Here is a 19,980-nt window from a genome sequence, read left to right on the forward strand (position 1 = left end):
AAATATAAGATATCATGAAAAAATTAATAAACATACGATACTTCTTGATTTGCCTGGGAATGAGTTATTTCGCTTCATCATGCGTCGATTTAGAAGAAGAAGTTTTTAGTGCTGTTACAGCTGATAACTTTTTCCAAACAGATGAAGAATTTATTTCTGCTCTTGGACAAGCATATACATCCCTAGGTGGACTAGGTAACCACTCCGGACTTTGGTCAATCAATGAAATCGCCTCTGATGAAATTGTAGTTTCTCACAAAGGTGGGGACTGGTTTGATGGAGGTGTTCTTTTGCAATTACACCAGCATGAGTTCAAAAGTGATAATCCTTTCTTCCAAAATTCCTGGAATTTCCTTTTTGGAGGGATCAATACATGTAACAGATTGATCTTTTCTTTTGAAACACTGGATAATCCAAGTTCTGAAGCTTTTATAGCTGAACTAAGGGCATTAAGGGCACTTTATTATTACTGGGCAATGGATGCTTTTGGAAATGTACCAATCGTAACTGATTTCAGTGATGTGGAGGCTCCTGATACCAAATCAAGGCAGGAAGTTTATGATTTTATATTGAGTGAGCTCAATGAAATCATTCCTTTACTACCGACAGCAAAAGATGGAACGACCTATGGAAGGATGACCAAATGGAGTGCTTTAATGGTAAGAATGAAACTCTACCTTAATGCAGAAGTATATACAGGCACGCCTCAATGGGCTCAAGCTGCAGCAGATGCCTCAGAAATTATCAATAGTGGCGTATACAGCTTGATGCCATCTTATCGAAATAATTTTGTAATAAACAACAGTCAATCAACCGAGAATATCTTTGTTTATCCTTATGACAAGGTATTCGCGGGAGGCTTTAACTGGGTAATGATGACGCTCCATATTGTAAGCCAATCTACCTTTAATCTTACCCAGCAGCCATGGAATGGCTATCAGACAGTTGAAGAGTTTTATAACTCTTATGTTGATCCAGATAAGAATCCGGGTGTACAAGGCCCAGTATGGAAGGGATTGGCTTTGGAACAATCTACAGGTACAATAGATGGGAGATTAAGTAATTTCTTGGTAGGACCTCAATTCAGATCTGATGGTACAACATTAGTTGATCCGGGAGTCGAACCTACCGATCCTACAGGCAGAAACGGTGATCCAAATGGCCCACCACTAACATTTATGCCTTACCTTAATGAAATTTCTCCTGGAGGGTTGCGTCAAGCAGGAGCCCGAATTGCGAAATACGAATTTGAAATGGGCGGAACTAATAACATGAGCAACGACTTTGTGATTTTCAGACTATCTGATGCCATCCTTTCTCTTGCCGAAGCCAAGTTCAGATTGGGAGAAACTACAGAAGCATTGGCCTTGGTTAATCAAATTCGAGCTAGAGCAGGAAACCTTGAACCATTTAGTACTCTGACCGAAGAAAATCTATTTGAGGAAAGAGGAAGGGAAATGTATGTTGAAATGACCAGAAGACAGGATTTAATTCGATTCAAAAAGTATGGAGAAGCTTGGTGGCCCTTCGAAGGCATGAATAGACCGAAGCAAGTACACTCTCCAGGAAGCTATTTGGAATTATTTCCAATTCCTCAACCACAACTACTTGCGAATCCAAAATTACAACAAAATCCAGGGTACAATTAATACCCATTCAATACTTACTAAAAAGCAGGCTGAGATTTCAGCTTGCTTTTTTTTAGATCATTTTATATCAAGTTTGCTTATAAAAAGATTGAATTATAGATTCAAATTCATTTAATTTCTATTTCACCCAATGTAGATGTTTAGAAAAAAGATCTTCTAGTTTCTTATTAGCGATTTATCAATGCGTAGATATTTAAACATATTATTTTCTTTACTAATTCTTAGCACTTTCATTCAGAGTTGTGATTCTTCAATCTTTGACTCTTCTGAGGATAATTTATCGAAATCGGATAGCTTGTTTTTAGGCTTTTATTTAGGGATGCCCCAAAAAGACTTTTTTGATCTTTGTACTGAGTTGAATAAACAGCAAAAAATCACCCAGGGTCCTGGGGGATCAACCAATGTTGAGTACAGAATTGTGGATGAATATGACAGTGAAATCAGCATGAGGTTTTTTCCGACATTCATTGACGAAAAAGTATTTGAAATGCCTGTCATCTATTCGTATGTGGCCTGGGCACCCTGGAACAGACAGTATTGGGCTGAAAATCTCCTTCCTAAAGTCCTTGAAAAATATAAATTGACCTACGGTGATGATTTTGAATTACTTAATCATCCTACTCAAGGAAAAGTATATTATAAAATTGATGGTAAAAGGAGAATCAACCTGTTTGTTAAAGATGAACAATTTGTTCAAGCTGTTTTCACCGATTTAAAGGTAGAGAAAAGACTTAAGGAAGAATTTGAAAAAAGTCAGTCCCAAGAACAAACTCCACCGAATTGAGCCAAAAATGGCCCAAGTTGTGAAATATCGATCTGTAATTGTTTTATACAGGGTATGATTAGCAAGGGCATTGCAAGTGGTTGTTGAAACAAATTATAACCCATGAAAAATGCATGTTTTCATTTTTTGATTTTTTCGCTATTAATTTTGACTTCTTGTTCAGAAAAATCTGATTTGCAGGTACAGGAATCACTTTTTGAAAGTCTTCCTTATCAAAAGACGGGCGTTGATTTTATCAATACCCTAATAGAAACAGAGGATTTTAATATTATTGAGTACCTCTATTTTTATAACGGCGGGGGCATCGCTGTAGGTGATGTTAATAATGATGGACTTATTGATATTTATTTTTCTGCTAATCAAGGGCCAAATAAACTCTATTTGAACAAAGGGGATATGGTATTTGAAGATATTACATCAAGTGCTGGATTAGCCTCAGAAAAACCTTGGAAAACAGGTGTTAGTATGGCCGACGTCAATGGTGACGGACTGCTGGATATTTATGTTTGCAGACTAGGTAATTGGAAGGGAGTAACTGGGGTTAATGAGTTATATATCAATAATGGAAATTTGACTTTTACTGAAAGCGCTGCCGAATTTGGGTTGGATTTTCAGGGATTTAGTACTCAGGCAGCATTTTTTGATTATGATCGAGATGGAGACTTGGATATGTATTTGCTTAATCATGCTGTTCATACTGCTAAGAGTTTTGGTAGATCGTCTTTAAGATATTTCGACGACGGGTTTGCTGGAGATAGGTTATATAAAAATAATTTGGATAAAGGAGAAAAGAAATTTTCCGGAGTTACGAATGAATCAAAGATATTCTCCAGCCAAATAGGATATGGACTAGGAATTGGAATTACTGATATTAACAATGACGGGTGGCCGGATATATACGTTTCAAATGATTTTAATGAAAACGATTACCTCTATATCAATCAAACTGACGGGACTTTTAAAGAACAGATAGCCTATAGTGTCAATTATAGCAGCAGATTTTCTATGGGGAGTGACTTTGCAGATTTCAATAATGATGGTTGGATAGATTTCATCACATTGGATATGCTACCAAAAGACGAGGTTATTCAAAAAAGATCGGCAGGTGAAGACAGTGAAGAGATCTATGAACTCAAGCTCAATTTTGGGTTTGAAAGACAGGTTTCCAGAAACAGTTTGCAATTAAATAACGCGAATGGTACTTTTTCGGAGCTTGCACAGCTTTCAGGTGTTTATGCAACCGATTGGAGCTGGGCAGCCTTGTTGGCAGATTTTGATAACGATGGACTTAAAGATATTTTTATTTCAAACGGGATAGTCCGAAGGCCCAATGATTTGGATTATATCAACTTTATCACAAATCCTGAATTGAAAGAAGGATTGAAAAATAAGCCTGATATAAGTGATCTCGAACTTTCTAAAGAAATGCCTCCCGGAAATGTTTCAAATTTTCTTTTTAAGAACAAGGGGAATTTAACATTTCAAGATGTAAGCAAGGAATGGGGAATTTTAAATAAAACTATATCGAATGGGGCTGTTTATTCTGATCTGGATAATGATGGGGATCTTGACTTACTGGTTAACAATATCAATGAACAGGCAAGTATTTTTGAAAATAGGTTAGATCAATTTTATGACAGTATTAAAAACAATTATTTAAGGGTAAGATTTAAAGGTCTAAGTAAGAATAAGTTTGGAGTTGGAGCGAGAGTTGAAATATATAGCAATGCTCAAATGTTTGTTCAGGAAAACTTCAATAGCAGGGGATTTCAATCATCTACTGCACCCGAACTTAATTTTGGGTTGGGAGATATAACAAATTTAGATTCTTTAATAGTTATTTGGCAAAGTGGAAAAAGTGAGACTCTCAGAAATATTCAGGTCAATCAAATGCTGACACTTGAAGAATCTACAGCCTTGGAAGAGTATCATTACCCTACTCTAGAAAAGAATCAAGTACTAAGAACTATCGACAAAGAAATCACTGGATTAGATTTTTACCACCTTGAAAACAACTATAATGATTTTAATTTAGAACCTTTGCTTCCCCATAAATTGTCTCGGGAAGGCCCAGCATTGGCTATAGGAGATGTGAATGGGGATGGAAAAGATGATATTTATGTTGGAGGAGCTTCCAAACAGGCAGGAGGATTGTTTGTTCAGGGAAAAGAAGGGAAATTTCATTTAAGAAATCAGCCTCTTATTGAAGAAGATGCTGGTTTAGAAGATGTTTTTGCTACTTTTTTTGATAGTAACCAAGACGGTTTTATGGATTTGTTGGTTGGTAGGGGAGGGAATAACCCCGAAGATGAATATTCTGGTGTGCAGTCCAAAATATATCTAAATAATGGGAAAGGAGAATTTTCAAAAAGCATAGTAATTCCCTTAGAAAAAAATGCCCAGGTGTCCGTGGTGAGAGTATTCGATTTTGATCAAGATGGCCTAGATGACCTAATGATTGGTGGTAGGAATGTGGCCGGGAAATATGGCCAAAGTCCAAGAAGTTATTTGTTGAGGAATTTGGGAAATAATCAATATAAAGATGTTACAAAGCAGATTGCTCCCGATTTGGAATATGTCGGAATGGTTAAAGATGCAATCTGGCAAGATCTAGATTTAGATGGAAAAACAGATTTGATAGTCGTTGGAGAATGGATGCCTATTACAATTTTTATGAATAGAAATGGAAAGTTGAAAGACGAAACTTTGGCATTTGGATTAGAAAAATCAGCTGGCTGGTGGAATTCGATTGCCTCCGAAGACTTCAATGGCGATGGGTTTCCAGATCTGTTGCTTGGTAATTTGGGTTTGAATAGTCGTTTAAAAACTTCCAGTAAGTACCCGGTCAAAATGATGGTCAAAGATTTTGATGATAATGGAACGATGGAACAGATAATTTCTTACCCGATAGATGGAAAGTATTATACTGTGGCGACCAAAGATGAACTGACAAAACAAATCCCATCTTTAAAGAAAGATTTTGTACACTATTCTGATTTTTCTGGTAAAACAGTGGAGGAAGTATTTCGAAGTTTTGATATAAAAGATGCAAAGATTCTAGAAGCCGATCAATTCGAATCAGTTATCCTATATAATCAGGGAGGTAAAGACTTCCTTCCAAGAGCGCTTCCTATTGAAGCACAATTTGCCCCAATTGAAGCGATTGCCATAGAAGATCTAGACAAGGATGGCTATTTAGATGTAGTACTGGGAGGGAACAATTCATCTGCCGCGCCTTATTTTGGGGCTTACCAGGGAAGTTGGGGATTGGTCCTGAGAGGAGATTCCAATGGTGATTTTAATGTGGGAAAAGGAAGCCAACTGAAAATAAAAGGGGATATTAAGGCCATAGAATCAGTTTCAGTAGGGACTAAAAAATGGATTGTGATTGCAAAAAATGACGGGGAGCTGGAAGTGATGGAAATAATCGAATCCCAGTCTAATAAATTAAATAGGAATTAGTTCTTATTTTATTTGGATTGATACAAGAAGTTGAATTATGCTATTGATAAGTTTTAGGGATTAAAACCTGTGTCTTTCTTATCTTTAATATTAAGGCGTCAACCAAGAGTGAGCTTTTTAATATTTCCAAAACTCTACTGAAGCATTATTCTTTACGACCTGTAGTAGTTTCTGATCATTAATTATCACGCTATGCAAGTCTCTGATATCACCTTCCAGTTTTAATCCATGTTTTCTATTATCCATGAATTCAAAAGTGCCATCTCCCTTTCCAATCAATACTTCTCCATAAGACGCATCATATTGGCCTACTTCCGGCTTTGCACCTCTTAGGTTTCCTCCCATTATCAAATCATCTATTCCATCCACATTCACATCAGTAATCAAAATTGTATAGATCCAGGATCGTTGAGCCATCCTAGGCAATTGGTCTACTTGAAACTTACCGTTTCCCTGATTGATCATTATTGCTGAGGAAAGGTAATTTATCTCCTGAATGATTGAGTTTTTAAGATCCTTTGGATTGAAGATGTCTTCCAAATATTTATCATTATAGCTATTGTATTTCAGGAATCGCTTTTTAATAGAAGGAATTTGCCGTTCTAATTCATGTTTCAATGTAAAAGGAATATGTTTTCCATTATCATCCTGTATGGCAAATAGGTGCTCAATTGAACCATTTTGGTCAAAATCATTAACAAACATTTTGATTGGGTTTTCAATAGTGGCCTTAAACCTTGTATTCAAACCATGATTTCCCAATACAAAATCCGGTTTGCCATCATTATTAAAATCGCCAACTTCAATCGACTGATACCAACCTTTGAAAGAGTTTATTTCAGAGATACTAGCTTTTTCAAGCTTACTCCCTGTATTTTTAAAAAAAGTAGGAGCCATCCATTCACCCACTATTACTAAATCTTCAATTCCATCTCCATCATAATCTACAATCGAGGCATCTGTCACCATGCCAATCTCTTTAAGCTCTGGGGCAAAATCCGGAGTACCATCCTGAAATTTCCCAGTGCCATCATTGACGAGAATATAACTGCTGGGATTTACTCCATAGGCAAATGGAACAACCCGTGACCCAACAAAAAGGTCAAGATGTCCATCATCGTTGATGTCAATGGTTTTGACGACCGATGTACTTGTAATAATACTAGATAAACCACTATGCTCCGCTTTTTTGAAATCCCCCTTACCGTCGTTCAGATAGAGCCTGTCGGCTAAATCAGGGGAACCAAAACCAGATTCATTTCCTCCTGAACTAACAAGCAGGTCAAGAGTCCCATCGGAATTTGCATCAAAAAATAAGGCATCTGTGTCTTCAGAGAATTTATCGTTTTCAAAAATATTTGTTTCAACTTTTTTGAAAGTCCCATTTTGCTTTTGTTTAAACAGCTGTCCCGCAAATCCTTTGGCTCCGCCAATATAGACATCCTCCAACCCGTCTTTATCGATATCCCCCCAAGTTGCTTTTGGCCCTTCCGTTGAAAGCATATGATAGGTAAGTCTGTCCCTGTCAAAGTCTACCATGTAATTTTCCTCATGGATATAAGATAAAATAGGCTTTGTTTCTTTACTAAATATTGGGGAATCAGAATCCTGAAAAAACTTAAATGAAGAAGGAGGTTCTATTCCCTCTTCCCATTTTAAAATCAGTGTTTGATCGGGTGCTATATCCTCAAGTACGGTAATTTTTCCATCGGGCCATCTTACCTGGAGTTCATCTATTTTACTGGTTTCCCCTAAACCAAAATGGAGAGTTGGGTCCACAGATGATTGAAATCCCCTGTTGGGAATGTTTTCTTGATAAAAAATCTCATCACCTGAAACAAGCTTTACCTGTGCTCCTATAGCGGCTGTGTTTTTATATCTCCCTTCAAGATGAACTTTTAAAAAATGGTTTTCGGGATTGAATTCACGGCTTCGATTTTTGAAAAGTAAAACCTCGTTGTTCACATTGTTAATGATAAGATCCATTGCACCATCATTGTTAAGATCACCGTAAGCTGAACCATTTGAATGAACCGGATCCCCCAATCCCCATTCATGAGCGAGGTTTTCAAAAATCAGATCGTCTTTGTTTTTGAATGCATAATTGGATACTGGGTTGATTGGAATAGGATCTACTAGCGCTTTAAAGTTTACTCCATTCTGTGAGATTAATTTTTTCTTGGTTTCCTCATTGTCAATAAAATTCAAGTAATCTAGATCAGTGAGATCCTGGTATATTCCATTCGAAACAAAAAGATCTTTAAGGCCATCATTGTCCATATCAAAAATTAAGGCTGCCCAACTCCAGTCAGTCGCTTCTATATTTGCTAATCTTCCCATTTCACTAAAACTACCATCCCCATTGTTGACATGAAGCATGTTTCGCGTATACTGATAGTGGTAGCCGTGCGTTACATTGAACTGAAATTTATCCCAGCTCTCAAAGGTGGTAATCTGTTTGACTCTCTGCAGTGGTTCAGGAAGCATTTCTGTTACAAAAATGTCTAGATATCCATTGTTGTCGATATCTGCGATATCTGCTCCCATTGATGCCGCAGATGTCGAGCGCATATAATCTGTTAGTTTTTCAGAGAAAGTACCGTTTTGATTGTTGATATATAGATAGTCTCTTTCAAAGAAGTCATTTGAAATGAAAATATCCATCCAGCCATCTCTGTTTACATCACCAATAGTAATGCCTAATCCAAAACCAATTACGCTTCCGAAAATTCCTGCTTGTTCCGAAACATCCGTGAATTTTTCCCCATCATTTCGAAACAGTTTATCTCCACCCACTGGATCCCTTTTAGGTCGCTCATTTTGCATCTTATTGAAACTTCCTATAGCTTGATAGCTATTGTTCAAAAGATAGACATCTAAATCCCCATCATTGTCATAATCGAAGAAAGCTGCATGAGTTGAATACCCTTGGTCTGCTAAGCCGTAAGCTTCCGCCATCTCTTTGAACGTACCATCCCCCTTGTTGATAAACAATTCATTTTGTTTGTTGTCTCCTTCAATATCTCCTGAATTACAGACGTAGATGTCTAAGAATCCATCACCATTGATATCTGCGAAGGCTACTCCTGTACTCCATGCTCGTGTACCAGCAGTTCCAGATTCTTCTGTCACATCTTTGAATTTGAAATTGCCCTCATTGAGGTACAATTTATTTTGCCCCATGTTTGAAGTGAGGTAAATGTCCAGTAAACCGTCGTTATTTATGTCTCCGAGTGCTGTTCCTCCTCCATTATAGAAATTTCTGTAGGTGAAAATGTTGAACTTTTCATCAAACTCGAGGTCATTTCTGAAAGTTAAGCCTGAAAAAGAAGAATCAATTTTTTGAAAAAGAGTTTCTGTGGAATTAGATTCTTTGCTCTGACAAGAAATAAACATAAGGTTTATCCAAAGTGCAAAAAACACGTTTTTGGTGAGCCATCTTATTCCCTTGTTCATAACATTAATACCTTCGGGTGTTAAATCTAGCATTTCTAAACATATTGTGGCAATTATCGAGTTAAATCCTGAACAGATTAAGGGTATTTAAGAATTGATTTAACCAAGAAGAACGAGCTTGTCTTTCAAGAAATTTTATGAAAATGAATTTGAATCAATTTTCAATTTCATTACCCTTATCCAAGATAAACTATCAATTCAATGATGTTAATATAATTTTATCCAATAGACAGAATCTGAATTTGTCGGTGCTAGCAAATATTTTTTTTCATTGATTGTTATTGGAGCTAATCTCCTTACTTCTTTGTGCTTTGGTACTTTTGAAAGTGATTTACCATCAATCCAAATTCCATTATAGTATTTCCATGATTGGTAAGAAATAGTATTGCTTTTTCCAATGTCTGTTCTAAACCCGGAAAAATTTCCTGCTAAATGAAGCGTTTGGGTCAATTCGTCCCAAAAAGTGTCCATTATTTGAGTCCATTGTGCAGCGCCCGGCAGCGGTTCAAACACAAAACTGCCATTTGCTTGTTGGAAAAAAATTCCGGATCTCAATTCATAGACAGGATACTTCTTTGCAGCGTTCAAAGCCGGAGCTGGAAATAAGTCTTCAGGTCTTGATATCCTGGAGTATTCCGCATAGGAATTATGTAATTTTTTGATTCCTGGGATTTGTTTGATCAAGTCATCTCTGGTTGCAAAAGGAACTAATTTATTTCCCATGAAATGAAAAATAATAGGATCAGCTTGTCCATTCCCATCAAAGTCAGCGTGGTAAAGCCATAGTGGTCTCTCAGTACTTGCTTTAAGTTTTGAATTTTCCCCCAAATTCCCGGAAATTATATCTTCTAATCCATCTCCATTGATGTCAGCGATTTCCAAAGATTGAATCCATCCCGAAGACTTTTCTAAACCGGTAATTTGAACCTCTTTCAGTTGATTATCATTTGTTTTTTTAAAAACCCGAATGGTTTGCCAATCTCCGGTAAGAATTAGTTCTTCTATCGAATCTGAATCTAAATCTGCCCATATAGCAGAATTGATCATCCCCAAATATCCTTCGGATCCAAACCAATTATTGGTTTCATCCCGGAACTTTCCATTGCCAAGATTTATTAATAAACTACTTTTTGGAGAGGCTCCATAATCTCCGGTTCCTACTGAAGCTCCTAAAAAAATATCTATATCTCCATCTCTATCCACATCGTGAATTGCTATCGAGGAGGTATTCTCACCAATAGGGGGGAGAGCATTTGGGATGAATTGAAATTCTCCATTTCCCTTCCCAAAATAGATTCTATCAAATAGGAAAAGATTTCCCTCCTCGTATTCATTCCCTGCACTTCCCACATATAAGTCTAAGTTACCATCCTGATTGAGGTCAGCAAATTTTGCTACGACATCCTCTGCTTTTGCTAATTGTTGGAATATTGGGTTTTGGATTTGTTCAAACCCACCATTTGAATTTTGCAGGAATATTACGCCCGGTTGATCCTTTGCACCGCCTAAATAGACATCCTCCAGTCCATCGGAATTTACATCGCCTATTGCTATTGCAGGGCCTAAAGAGGCAAAAGATCGAGGAATTAAATATTCTCTCTTTACCTCGTCGACATCAGTCTTTTCCTGATGTTTCCAGTCAATAACGGGTAAATCAATTTGTTTGGATTGCTCTTCATTGAATTGTTGATACCCCTTTCCGCTACCTTTTTCTAGGATGAGATTTGAATCAATTTTTATGTCAAAAAACACTTCGCTTTCTCCTTCTGGCCAATCTACAACCACGGAATCAATAACTTCCGCTTTACCCAAACCAAAAACTAAATGAGGGGGAACAGCGGACTGAAAACCTCTACTGGTACTCACATATTGGGAAAAAAGCTGCTGTTTACAGAAAACAGAAACTTTAGAACCAATCCCAAATCTATTGAGAGCTTTCCCCTTTAGTACAACAGAGAGGAAATGATTTCCGGATTTTTCTGAGTGATTTTTATAAATAAATGCAGGCTGATTTAAATTATTAATAATTAAATCCAAATCTCCATCATTGTCCAAATCAGCGTAGGAAGACCCGTTGGAATAACTTGGCTGATCTAAACCCCATGCACTAGCTTTATCACAAAATTTCAGATCTCCGGTATTTTGAAAGGCATAATTTGGAAGCTTAACTGTTGGGAGCATTTCTATTTGAGTTTCCCTTAAACTCTCCATTGAACTCGTGGGATCTGGTTCCTGACTATATTGAATGAAATCAAGATCATTGGGACGTTTAACAATCCCATTTGTCACATGAATATCCATAAGGCCATCATTATCCATGTCGAAAATCAAAGGGGACCAACTCCAATCTGAAGCAGATACTCCTGCAAATAAGGCCAATTCACTGAAATTACCATTACTTTGATTTACCTGAAGATGGTTCCTCACATATTGGTCGTTGTAGCCAAATTGCTTTTTGATCTGGTAAACTTCTGATTTATCTTCTCCTACAGATTTCATCCAGATTTCTGGATTCTCCGGGAGCATATCTGTAGTGAATATCTCTGGCTTTCCATCACCATTTATATCCGCAAGGTCATTTCCCATGCTATATCTACTGGTATTGGAAATCATATTTTCCAAAGATTCTAAAAACGTACCATCTTTTTGGTTTAGATAGAGGTAATCATTTTCAGTGAAGTCATTGGAAATATAAATATCTGGCCATCCGTCATTGTTAAAATCTTCTATTCCTACACCCAATCCAAATCCCAAAATGCTGGAATAAATGCCTGCCTCTTGTGTTACATCTTCAAAGCCTCTTTTTCCTTCTGCAGCTAAATTTTTAAAAAGTTTGTCTCCTTTCTCATTTGGTGTAGTTCGAGTTGAAGCTTTCGAAAATACTTCCGGGGATTTGACAGAATGATTCAGTAAATACATATCCAAATCACCATCTCGATCGTAATCAAAAAATACAGCTTGTGTACTGAAGCCAACAAAGTCCACTCCAAACTCTGCTGCTAAATCGATGAATGTTTCATCTCCCTGATTAATGTAAAGCCGGTTTTTTCCACGAAGCTCTTTGTATTCTCCAACTTGAGATACGTAAATATCCAATAAACCATCTCCATTTACATCAGCCATTGTGACTCCTGTGGACCATCCATTTTCTCCTGTCACTCCTGCCTTTTCAGTAATGTCATCAAATTCAAAATCCCCTTTATTTAAATAGAGTTTATTTGAAACTTGATTTCCAGTAAAATATAGGTCTATGAGACCATCATTATTGATATCTCCTGCGGCTATACCTCCTCCATTGTAGAAATAGAGATATTCAAGAATATTAAATTCGGGTGAAGAGGAAAGTTTGTTTTCAAATTCGATCCCAGATCGCTCGGATGGAATGAGCTCAAATAATTTGGTTTCCTTTTCTTTTTCGCAGGAAAATAGAAAAACAGTAAACGCCAGAAAACCTAGTGATTTAATCTTCATTTTACTTGTTTAGAACTTTCCAAATCTCAGCTGGCCCACTGTTTTTCACTATTAAAAATTGATGCTCATCAAGCTTATCTATAGCTCTAATATCACCGTCTAATCTCATTCCATGTTGTGAATTTGGCCAATATTCAAAAGACCCATCGCCGGTTCCCATTAGTATTTCACCATAACTTGCATCATATTTCCCTACCTCGGGTTTTGCCTGCTCCAGATTTCCTCCCAAGATCAAATCCAAATGCCCGTCTCCGTTAAGATCTGTCACCTGAATCGCAAAAATCCAGGATTTTTGTGCCATCCTTGGTAATGCTTTCCAAGTAAAATTCCCATTTCCTTGGTTGATTAGAATCCCAGAAGCCAATTGATTCACTTGTTTAATAATAGAATTATTAATGGCTTCTTCCGGGAATAAATCCTTTAGCATTTGATTGTTATAATTGCTGTAGCGCATATATTTCTTACGGATTCCAGGAATCTGTTTTTCTAATTCATGCTTTAAAGTATAAGGTACCTGTCCTCCTTCATTTTGTCTCGTGAAGATGTGTTCAATTGCTCCATTTTGATCAAAATCATTCAGATACATGGATATTGGATGTTGGGTGTCAGTTTTAAATCGAGAATTCAACCCATGATTTCCAAGGATTAAATCGGGTTTTCCATCCTCATTAAAATCTCCAATCTCCAAACTTCTATACCAACCTTTAAGGGAATCCATTTCTGGCATTTCTATCAAATCTAGTTTGCCACCAGTATTCCTTAAAAAGGTAGGTGCCATCCATTCTCCAACCAAAACGAGGTCATTATTTCCATCTTGATCATAGTCCAATACTACTGCACTTGTTACCATCCCGATTTCTTTAAGCGCTGGTGCAAGTTGATTGGTTTGATCAGAAAAGTTTCCATTACCGTCATTAATCCAAATGATGCTATTGGCGGGAGCTCCATAAACAAATGGAACTAACCTTCCTCCCATAAAAAAGTCTATCGCTCCGTCTGAGTTTAGATCAATAGGTTGGATAACCGAAGTGCTTCCTAATACGAATTCAAGACCAGAATCCTGTTTCTTTTGAAAATTCCCCTTTCCATCATTAATGTAAACCCGATCCGCCAGATCAAGTGAACCAAAACCAGATTCGTTTCCCCCAGAAGCGACAACAAGATCTAAAAACCCATTTCCATTTACATCCACAAAAACTGCGTCTGTATCTTCTGAAAGTGCATCAGCTGCAAAAGAAGGTTGTTCTGAAAGCGTGAAGGTTCCATCTTTTTGTTGCAGGAATAATTTACCAGAAAAGGTTTTTGCACCTCCAAAAAATAAGTCTTCTAAACCATCACCGTTGACATCGCCTTTTGCATATGCGGGACCTTCGGTTGAAAACATATGGTAAGTAAGTCTGTCCCGATCAAAATCCACCATTGGATTTTCCTGATGAGTAAAATCTAAAACTGAAGCACTCTCTTTTTCAAAGAGAGCTCCTGTTGGTTTTTCGAAAAAATCAAAACCGACAGGCATCGCTCCGGATTCATCCCAATCCAAACGGATCAATTGATCTACAGGTATACTGGTTTGATGAGTAAATGAACCGTCTGGCCAGAGGACATTGATCTCATCAATTGTTGAGATTTCGCCAAGCCCAAGTGTTAATTTTGGATCTACTGAAGATTGGAATCCACGATTAGGCATTTGTTCCAGATAGAATTTTTTACTACCTGCTTTCACGATAATCTGGGCTCCTATAGCTTCAGTGTTTTTTCCTTTGCCCTTTAATTGCAACTGAAGAAAATGATGATCTGGGTGTAACTGACGCGTATCATTTCTGAAGATAAGGGCGAGATCATTTACATTGTTGATGACCAAGTCTAAATCCCCATCATTATCCAAGTCTCCATATGCAGCACCATTGGATTGAATTGGTTCTCCAAGCCCCCAATCATTTGCTTTGTTTTCAAATTGTAAATCACCCAGATTATGAAAAGCATAATTAGAAATCGGGTTGATGGGTATCGGGTCAATTAATGCTTTATAATCAACTCCTCCCTCAGAAATAATTTTGATTTTGGTCTCCTCATCATCGATGAAATTCAGATAATCCAAATCAGTAATATCTTGATAGATTCCATTCGCAACAAAAAGATCCTTCATTCCATCGCCATCCATATCAAAAATTAAGGCTCCCCAACTCCAATCAGTAGCTTCCACATTGGCGAGTCTCCCCATTTCACTGAATGTGCCATCTCCATTGTTGACATGAAGCATATTTCTTGAAAACTGATAGTGGTACCCGTGGTTCTTGTTGAATTGAAATTTATCCCAATTCTCAAATGTGGTTATCTGCTTGAGCCGAGTTGGAATCTCGGGTAGCATATCTGTAACGAAAATGTCCAGTAAGCCATCTCCATTGATATCTGCAATATCAGCTCCCATGGAGGCTGCGCTTATCGATCTCATGCTGGCTTCCAGTGATTCTGTAAATGTGCCGTCTTGATTATTTATATACAGATAATCTCTTTCAAAAAAATCATTGGAGATGAAGATGTCTGGCCAGGTATCTTGGTTGACATCACCAATTGTAATTCCCAAACCAAAACCTATTACAGACCCAAAAATCCCAGCTTCTTCACTAACATCTGTAAATATTTCTCCATCATTTCGGAAAAGTTTGTCTCCGCCGACAGCATCCCTTTTGGGACGCTCATTTTGCATTTTGTTGAAACTTCCTATCGCCTCGTAGCTATTGTTCAACAAATAAACATCCAGATCCAAATCTTTGTCGTAGTCAAAAAATACGGCATGGGTAGAGAATCCTTGGTTAGCTAAACCATATTCTTCCGCTTGCTCTTTGAAAGACCCGTCTTTGTTATTGATGAATAACTCGTTTTTTTTATTATCACCTGCAATATCCCCAGAATTACAAACATAGATATCCAGGAAACCATCTCCATTTACATCTGCCATAGCCACTCCGGTACTCCAGGCACTCTTTCCAGCAACTCCAGCTTGGTCCGTAATATCTTCAAACTGAAAATTACCTTTATTCAGGTAGAGTTTGTTATCGCTTAGGTTTGCGGAGAAATAGATGTCTAAAAGTCCATCATTATTGATATCCCCTAAGGCGACTCCACCTCCATTGTAATAATTTCTGTAGGTGAAAATGTTAAACTGTTCATCAAATGACAACTCATTTCTGAAATCAATTCCAGACTCCTCGGGATCAATTTTTTGGAAGAGGGTAGGGGTTGTTTTCTGTTCTTTCTGGCAAGAAAAAAGAATTGAAGACAGAATTATTCCAACAATTATTTTTTTCATGAGGGGTCCACTCCAAGTTCTTCCTGTACTTTCAAATCCAAAATCTCAGCCCGGATAATAGACAGGTGTTTCTTAAATATCCTGATTCTTCTATTACCATCCACTTTAACAAATACGATCTGACTTTTGTCTTCATTGCTCACCTCAATAAAACCACTTCCATACCACTTTTCAAAAAGCTGAACCACATCCTCTCTCAGTTTTTCCACAGATAATTCCTCATTCCATGGAGCCCATCCATCATATGCAAACTCTACGGGCATCATATAAATTTTATCATCCTCAAACTTTGGGTAAAACCTCATTTTAGCAGGATTACCTGAAGGCAATGGAGCATCGTACTCTACACTTAATTCTGTCGGTCCGTTCGTTAGGATTCCTTGACTATTTAACTCCCAACAAGTTTCAAAAAAGTCTTTCCTTGACATACCGAGCTCAATCCCTAGGAAGATTTCTTTCACTTCTTTACCTGATGCTATTTCCCTTTCCACCATCTTCTCATAAGGTGTTTGGCAGGAAGTAAGGCATATAGAAATAAAAAGTCCTAGATTAATGAATCTTGAATGCAATTGTATTTTCATTATTTCTCAAAAAGAGTAAATGATTCTCTTTATTAATTTTAATAGGTAAAATGTCCCTTATTTCTCCAGGAACGTAAATACCACTTTGTTCTGGAAGCAAGACTTCCCAATTATTTTCTTCTGATTTTTTCAGCACCCAAGAAAAACTCCCCATTTGACTGCCTAGTTCCGGTTTAATCTTGCTTTGGTTTCCTCCAAATATCAAGAATTGCTCTCCTTCATTTCCTTGGAATGATTGTATAGCATAAACTGGGGCAGATTGTACCTCTTGGGGAAGTGGGATTTTTTCAAAGGTTCCCTCTCCTGTATTTATCCAAGCGGAAGTACTAAGGATATCCCCTTTTAGAATTAAAGATTTTGACAATACATCCTCTGGAAAGAGTTCTTGCAGGCTCTTGTTTTGATAGGAAGCATAAGTTGGTAATTGTTTTTTCAAAGAAGGAATTTGTTTCAATAAAGTATTTTTCATGAGCCAAGGAATAGCTTTTTGGCCGTCAGAAGAAACCATGATATGGTCGAGGGATCCATTTTGATCAAAATCATTAATGTAAAGTTGAAGTTGATTTTTTGGTGATGTCTGCAATCTTGAATTAAGTCCAAGGTTACCTGCTAAAATATCTGGAAGACTATCTCCATTGATATCCTCAATCAAAAGTGTATTCCAGAGGCCGCTGGTATTTGAAAAACCAAATTCTTCAGTCTTTTCCTCAAATTTCCCTTGTGAAAAACTAAAGACTCTGATTGGCATCCATTCCCCGGCAAGAATTAACTCAGCATTACCATCTCCATTTAAATCATCCCAGCCGCCACTTGTGAGCATTCCGATTTCAGAAAAATCAAATCCAAGAGTTTTAGAGACATCTTCGAAATTACCTTTACCATCATTCCTCCAAAATGAAATAGGAGCTGGAAGCCCATATGCAAAAGGAAGGGATCGATGTCCCATGATCAAATCTATATCTCCGTCTTGATCTATATCTTCAGAAAGGATAAATCCGGTTGGAAACGAAGGAAAAACAGTTTCTTTTTTCTGAAAACTACCATTTCCATCGTTGAGATAGAGTCGGTCTTTGTATTGAAAAGCACCATATGCAAATTCAATTCCTCCAGATCCTACTATTAAATCGAGATGGCTATCTCCATTGGCATCAAAAAAATGGGATAATACATCTTCAGAAAGACTGTCTTTTTCGAAAACTTCTCGTTGTTTTGGGATAAAGCTCCCGTCCGGTTGCTGTATCAAAAGGGCAGAACTTTGGCCTTTTGCTCCTGGAATAAATAAATCCTCCAGTGAATCTCCATTAATATCTCCTTTGGCGGCTTTGGGACCTTCATTACTGATCATCCAAAACCTAAGTCGATCCCGGTCAAAATCTATAAAATTGCTTTCTCGATGAGTAAAAGGAATCCTATTTTTTGAAGTGGTGAATATGGGTTTTGGAGTGGAGGGTACTGAAGGGGAAAGATTTAGACTTGAAGGTTTAAATGTAATGATTTGATTAGTTGCAATTTCCTTGAAAATATTTATTTCTCCATTAGCCCATCTGATTTGTACGGAATCGATCTTGGATGCATCTCCTAAACCAAAATGAATTCTGGGGTCTACCGATGACATGTATCCTTTGACCGGCTGAAACTCTTGGTAAAGTTTTTTTCCTTGAACAAAACAAGTTACCTGAGCTCCAAATTCCTGTCCTAGGTTTAATGTCAAGTAATTTGAGTTTTGGGATTTTTCGGTATTATTTTGATAGATGTAGGCTCGATCGTTTAGATTATTAATAACCAAATCCAAATCTCCATCATTATCCAAATCCCCATAAGCAGCCCCGGTACTGAAAGTTTTTTGAGAAAGCCCGATTGAATCTGCAAGATTTTGAAAATTCCAGTTTCCTAGGTTTTTAAACCAATAATTCTGCTGAGGATTTGATGGGAACTCATCGATCATTTTGGTCAGTAAAACAGAGTCTCTTCTAAAACCTTCTATTTTCTCCTGATCGTTCACATAGAAATCAACAAAGTCAAAATCAGTAAGATCTTTAACGATTCCATTTGCAACAAAAACATCTTTGAGGCCATCATTATCTGCATCAAAAATCAAGGCTCCCCAGCTCCAATCTGTAGCTTCCATCCCCGTTTGTCTGGAAACCTCTGAAAATATTGGTTCGTTCGTTTCTGGTTTGAATCCAAGATTCCTTTGAAGCGTGTTTCTGGTAAACTGATGATGATAGCCGGCTTTTATATTTGCCTCATACTTATCCCACTCTTCAAATGGAGTTTTGGTTTTTGCCCGGCTCAATTCAGCCGGTAGCATTTCTGTAACAAAAATGTCAGGTCTTCCATCATTGTCTAGGTCGGCAATATCTGCTCCCATGGATCCCATACTTAACTCTGAAATCAATTCAGGTAATTGCTCAGAAAAAGTACCGTCTTGGTTGTTAAGGTAAAGGTAGTCCCGTTCGAAAAAATCATTTGAAATATACAAATCAGGCCATGTATCTGCATTGAGGTCAGCCACGGTGACTCCGAGACCATAACCGATTGCACTTCCATAAATTCCGGCTTCCTCGCTCACATCTGTGAACTTGTCCCCATCGTTTCTGTAAAGTTTATTTCCACCATTTTCATCTCTGATTTCTCTTTGACCTTTTCGCAAATCAAAAATCCCAACTGATCTTGTCGAATTACTTAGTAAATAAAAGTCTAGATCTGAATCTTTGTCATAATCAAAAAACACGGCATGTTGGGAAAGGCCTTCATCATTCAATCCATAGGAGGCTGATTTTTCTGAGAAAGTAAGATCTCCATTATTGATAAAAAGTTCATTATGCCTTTTAGTGCCTCCGGGAGGTCCGGATTTGCTGACAAAAATGTCAGTTAGACCGTCCCCATTGATATCAGCCATACTGACTCCAGTAGACCACACGTTTTCTGATTCTAAACCTGCAGAAACTGTGATGTCCTTGAATTTTAAGTTTCCTTCGTTGAGGTAGAGTTTATTCGAAGTTTGATTTCCTGCTAGAAAAATATCGATCAAACCATCCTGATTGATGTCAGCGAGAGCGACTCCTGCTCCGTTATAAAAATTTCTAAAAGTATATGGGTTGACCTTTTCAGTATATGAAAGATCATTTCTAAAACTAATCCCTGTTTCTTCCTCAGAGAGTAATTGGAATAGGGTGATTTCTTTCCTGTCCTGATTGCTGCAGGAAGCGAAGATAATGGTAAGAAATAGGATGTAAGTCCTAATTTTCATAGAGTTTTGAAAAA

The 19,980-nt window shown here is 37.4% G+C and carries 8 protein-coding genes; 3 read left to right on the forward strand and 5 right to left on the reverse strand.

Annotation, left to right across the window (positions count from 1 at the left end):
* Positions 1-14 precede the first annotated feature (14 nt).
* From AAGF08_RS16640 to AAGF08_RS16650, 3 genes are all read left to right on the forward strand, one after another.
* Complete coding sequence (locus AAGF08_RS16640; protein WP_343512452.1) at positions 15-1,649, forward strand: RagB/SusD family nutrient uptake outer membrane protein; 1,635 nt, start codon at positions 15-17, stop codon at positions 1,647-1,649.
* A 181-nt stretch (positions 1,650-1,830) separates the two neighbouring features.
* A complete protein-coding gene (locus tag AAGF08_RS16645; protein WP_343512453.1) occupies positions 1,831-2,433 on the forward strand; it encodes a hypothetical protein in 603 nt (200 codons plus the stop codon).
* A 102-nt stretch (positions 2,434-2,535) separates the two neighbouring features.
* Positions 2,536-5,895, forward strand: coding sequence for a VCBS repeat-containing protein (locus AAGF08_RS16650; protein WP_343512454.1), 3,360 nt, complete (start codon positions 2,536-2,538; stop codon positions 5,893-5,895).
* A gap of 117 nt (positions 5,896-6,012) precedes the next feature.
* Here AAGF08_RS16650 and AAGF08_RS16655 read toward each other — a convergent pair whose 3' ends face one another.
* The 5 genes from AAGF08_RS16655 to AAGF08_RS16675 form a co-directional block, all read right to left on the reverse strand.
* Complete coding sequence (locus AAGF08_RS16655) at positions 6,013-9,384, reverse strand: VCBS repeat-containing protein (RefSeq protein WP_343512455.1); 3,372 nt, start codon at positions 9,382-9,384, stop codon at positions 6,013-6,015.
* Positions 9,385-9,558: 174 nt separating this feature from the next.
* A complete protein-coding gene (locus tag AAGF08_RS16660) occupies positions 9,559-12,822 on the reverse strand; it encodes a VCBS repeat-containing protein (RefSeq protein ID WP_343512456.1) in 3,264 nt (1,087 codons plus the stop codon).
* 1 nt (position 12,823) lies between these two features.
* Positions 12,824-16,132, reverse strand: coding sequence for a VCBS repeat-containing protein (locus AAGF08_RS16665; RefSeq protein WP_343512457.1), 3,309 nt, complete (start codon positions 16,130-16,132; stop codon positions 12,824-12,826).
* Complete coding sequence (locus AAGF08_RS16670) at positions 16,129-16,713, reverse strand: hypothetical protein (protein WP_343512458.1); 585 nt, start codon at positions 16,711-16,713, stop codon at positions 16,129-16,131. Before AAGF08_RS16670 ends, AAGF08_RS16665 begins: the two co-directional genes overlap by 4 nt.
* Positions 16,682-19,966 carry a VCBS repeat-containing protein gene (locus AAGF08_RS16675; RefSeq protein WP_343512459.1) on the reverse strand — a complete coding sequence of 1,095 codons (3,285 nt, stop codon included), beginning with the start codon at positions 19,964-19,966 and terminating at the stop codon, positions 16,682-16,684. The genes AAGF08_RS16670 and AAGF08_RS16675 overlap by 32 nt, the downstream gene beginning before the upstream one ends.
* Positions 19,967-19,980: the final 14 nt, after the last annotated feature.

It is taken from the genome of Algoriphagus sp. SE2 (assembly GCF_039563885.1).
Classification (GTDB): Bacteria; Bacteroidota; Bacteroidia; order Cytophagales; family Cyclobacteriaceae; genus Algoriphagus.

Excerpts from the sequence above, each read along its gene's own strand:
- AAGF08_RS16640 (WP_343512452.1), top strand. The coding sequence starts at position 15 with ATGAAAAAATTAATAAACATACGATACTTCTTGATTTGCCTGGGAATG.
- AAGF08_RS16645 (WP_343512453.1), top strand. The coding sequence starts at position 1,831 with ATGCGTAGATATTTAAACATATTATTTTCTTTACTAATTCTTAGCACT.
- AAGF08_RS16650 (WP_343512454.1), top strand. The coding sequence starts at position 2,536 with ATGAAAAATGCATGTTTTCATTTTTTGATTTTTTCGCTATTAATTTTG.
- AAGF08_RS16655 (WP_343512455.1), bottom strand. The coding sequence starts at position 9,384 with ATGCTAGATTTAACACCCGAAGGTATTAATGTTATGAACAAGGGAATA.
- AAGF08_RS16660 (WP_343512456.1), bottom strand. The coding sequence starts at position 12,822 with ATGAAGATTAAATCACTAGGTTTTCTGGCGTTTACTGTTTTTCTATTT.
- AAGF08_RS16665 (WP_343512457.1), bottom strand. The coding sequence starts at position 16,132 with ATGAAAAAAATAATTGTTGGAATAATTCTGTCTTCAATTCTTTTTTCT.
- AAGF08_RS16670 (WP_343512458.1), bottom strand. The coding sequence starts at position 16,713 with ATGAAAATACAATTGCATTCAAGATTCATTAATCTAGGACTTTTTATT.
- AAGF08_RS16675 (WP_343512459.1), bottom strand. The coding sequence starts at position 19,966 with ATGAAAATTAGGACTTACATCCTATTTCTTACCATTATCTTCGCTTCC.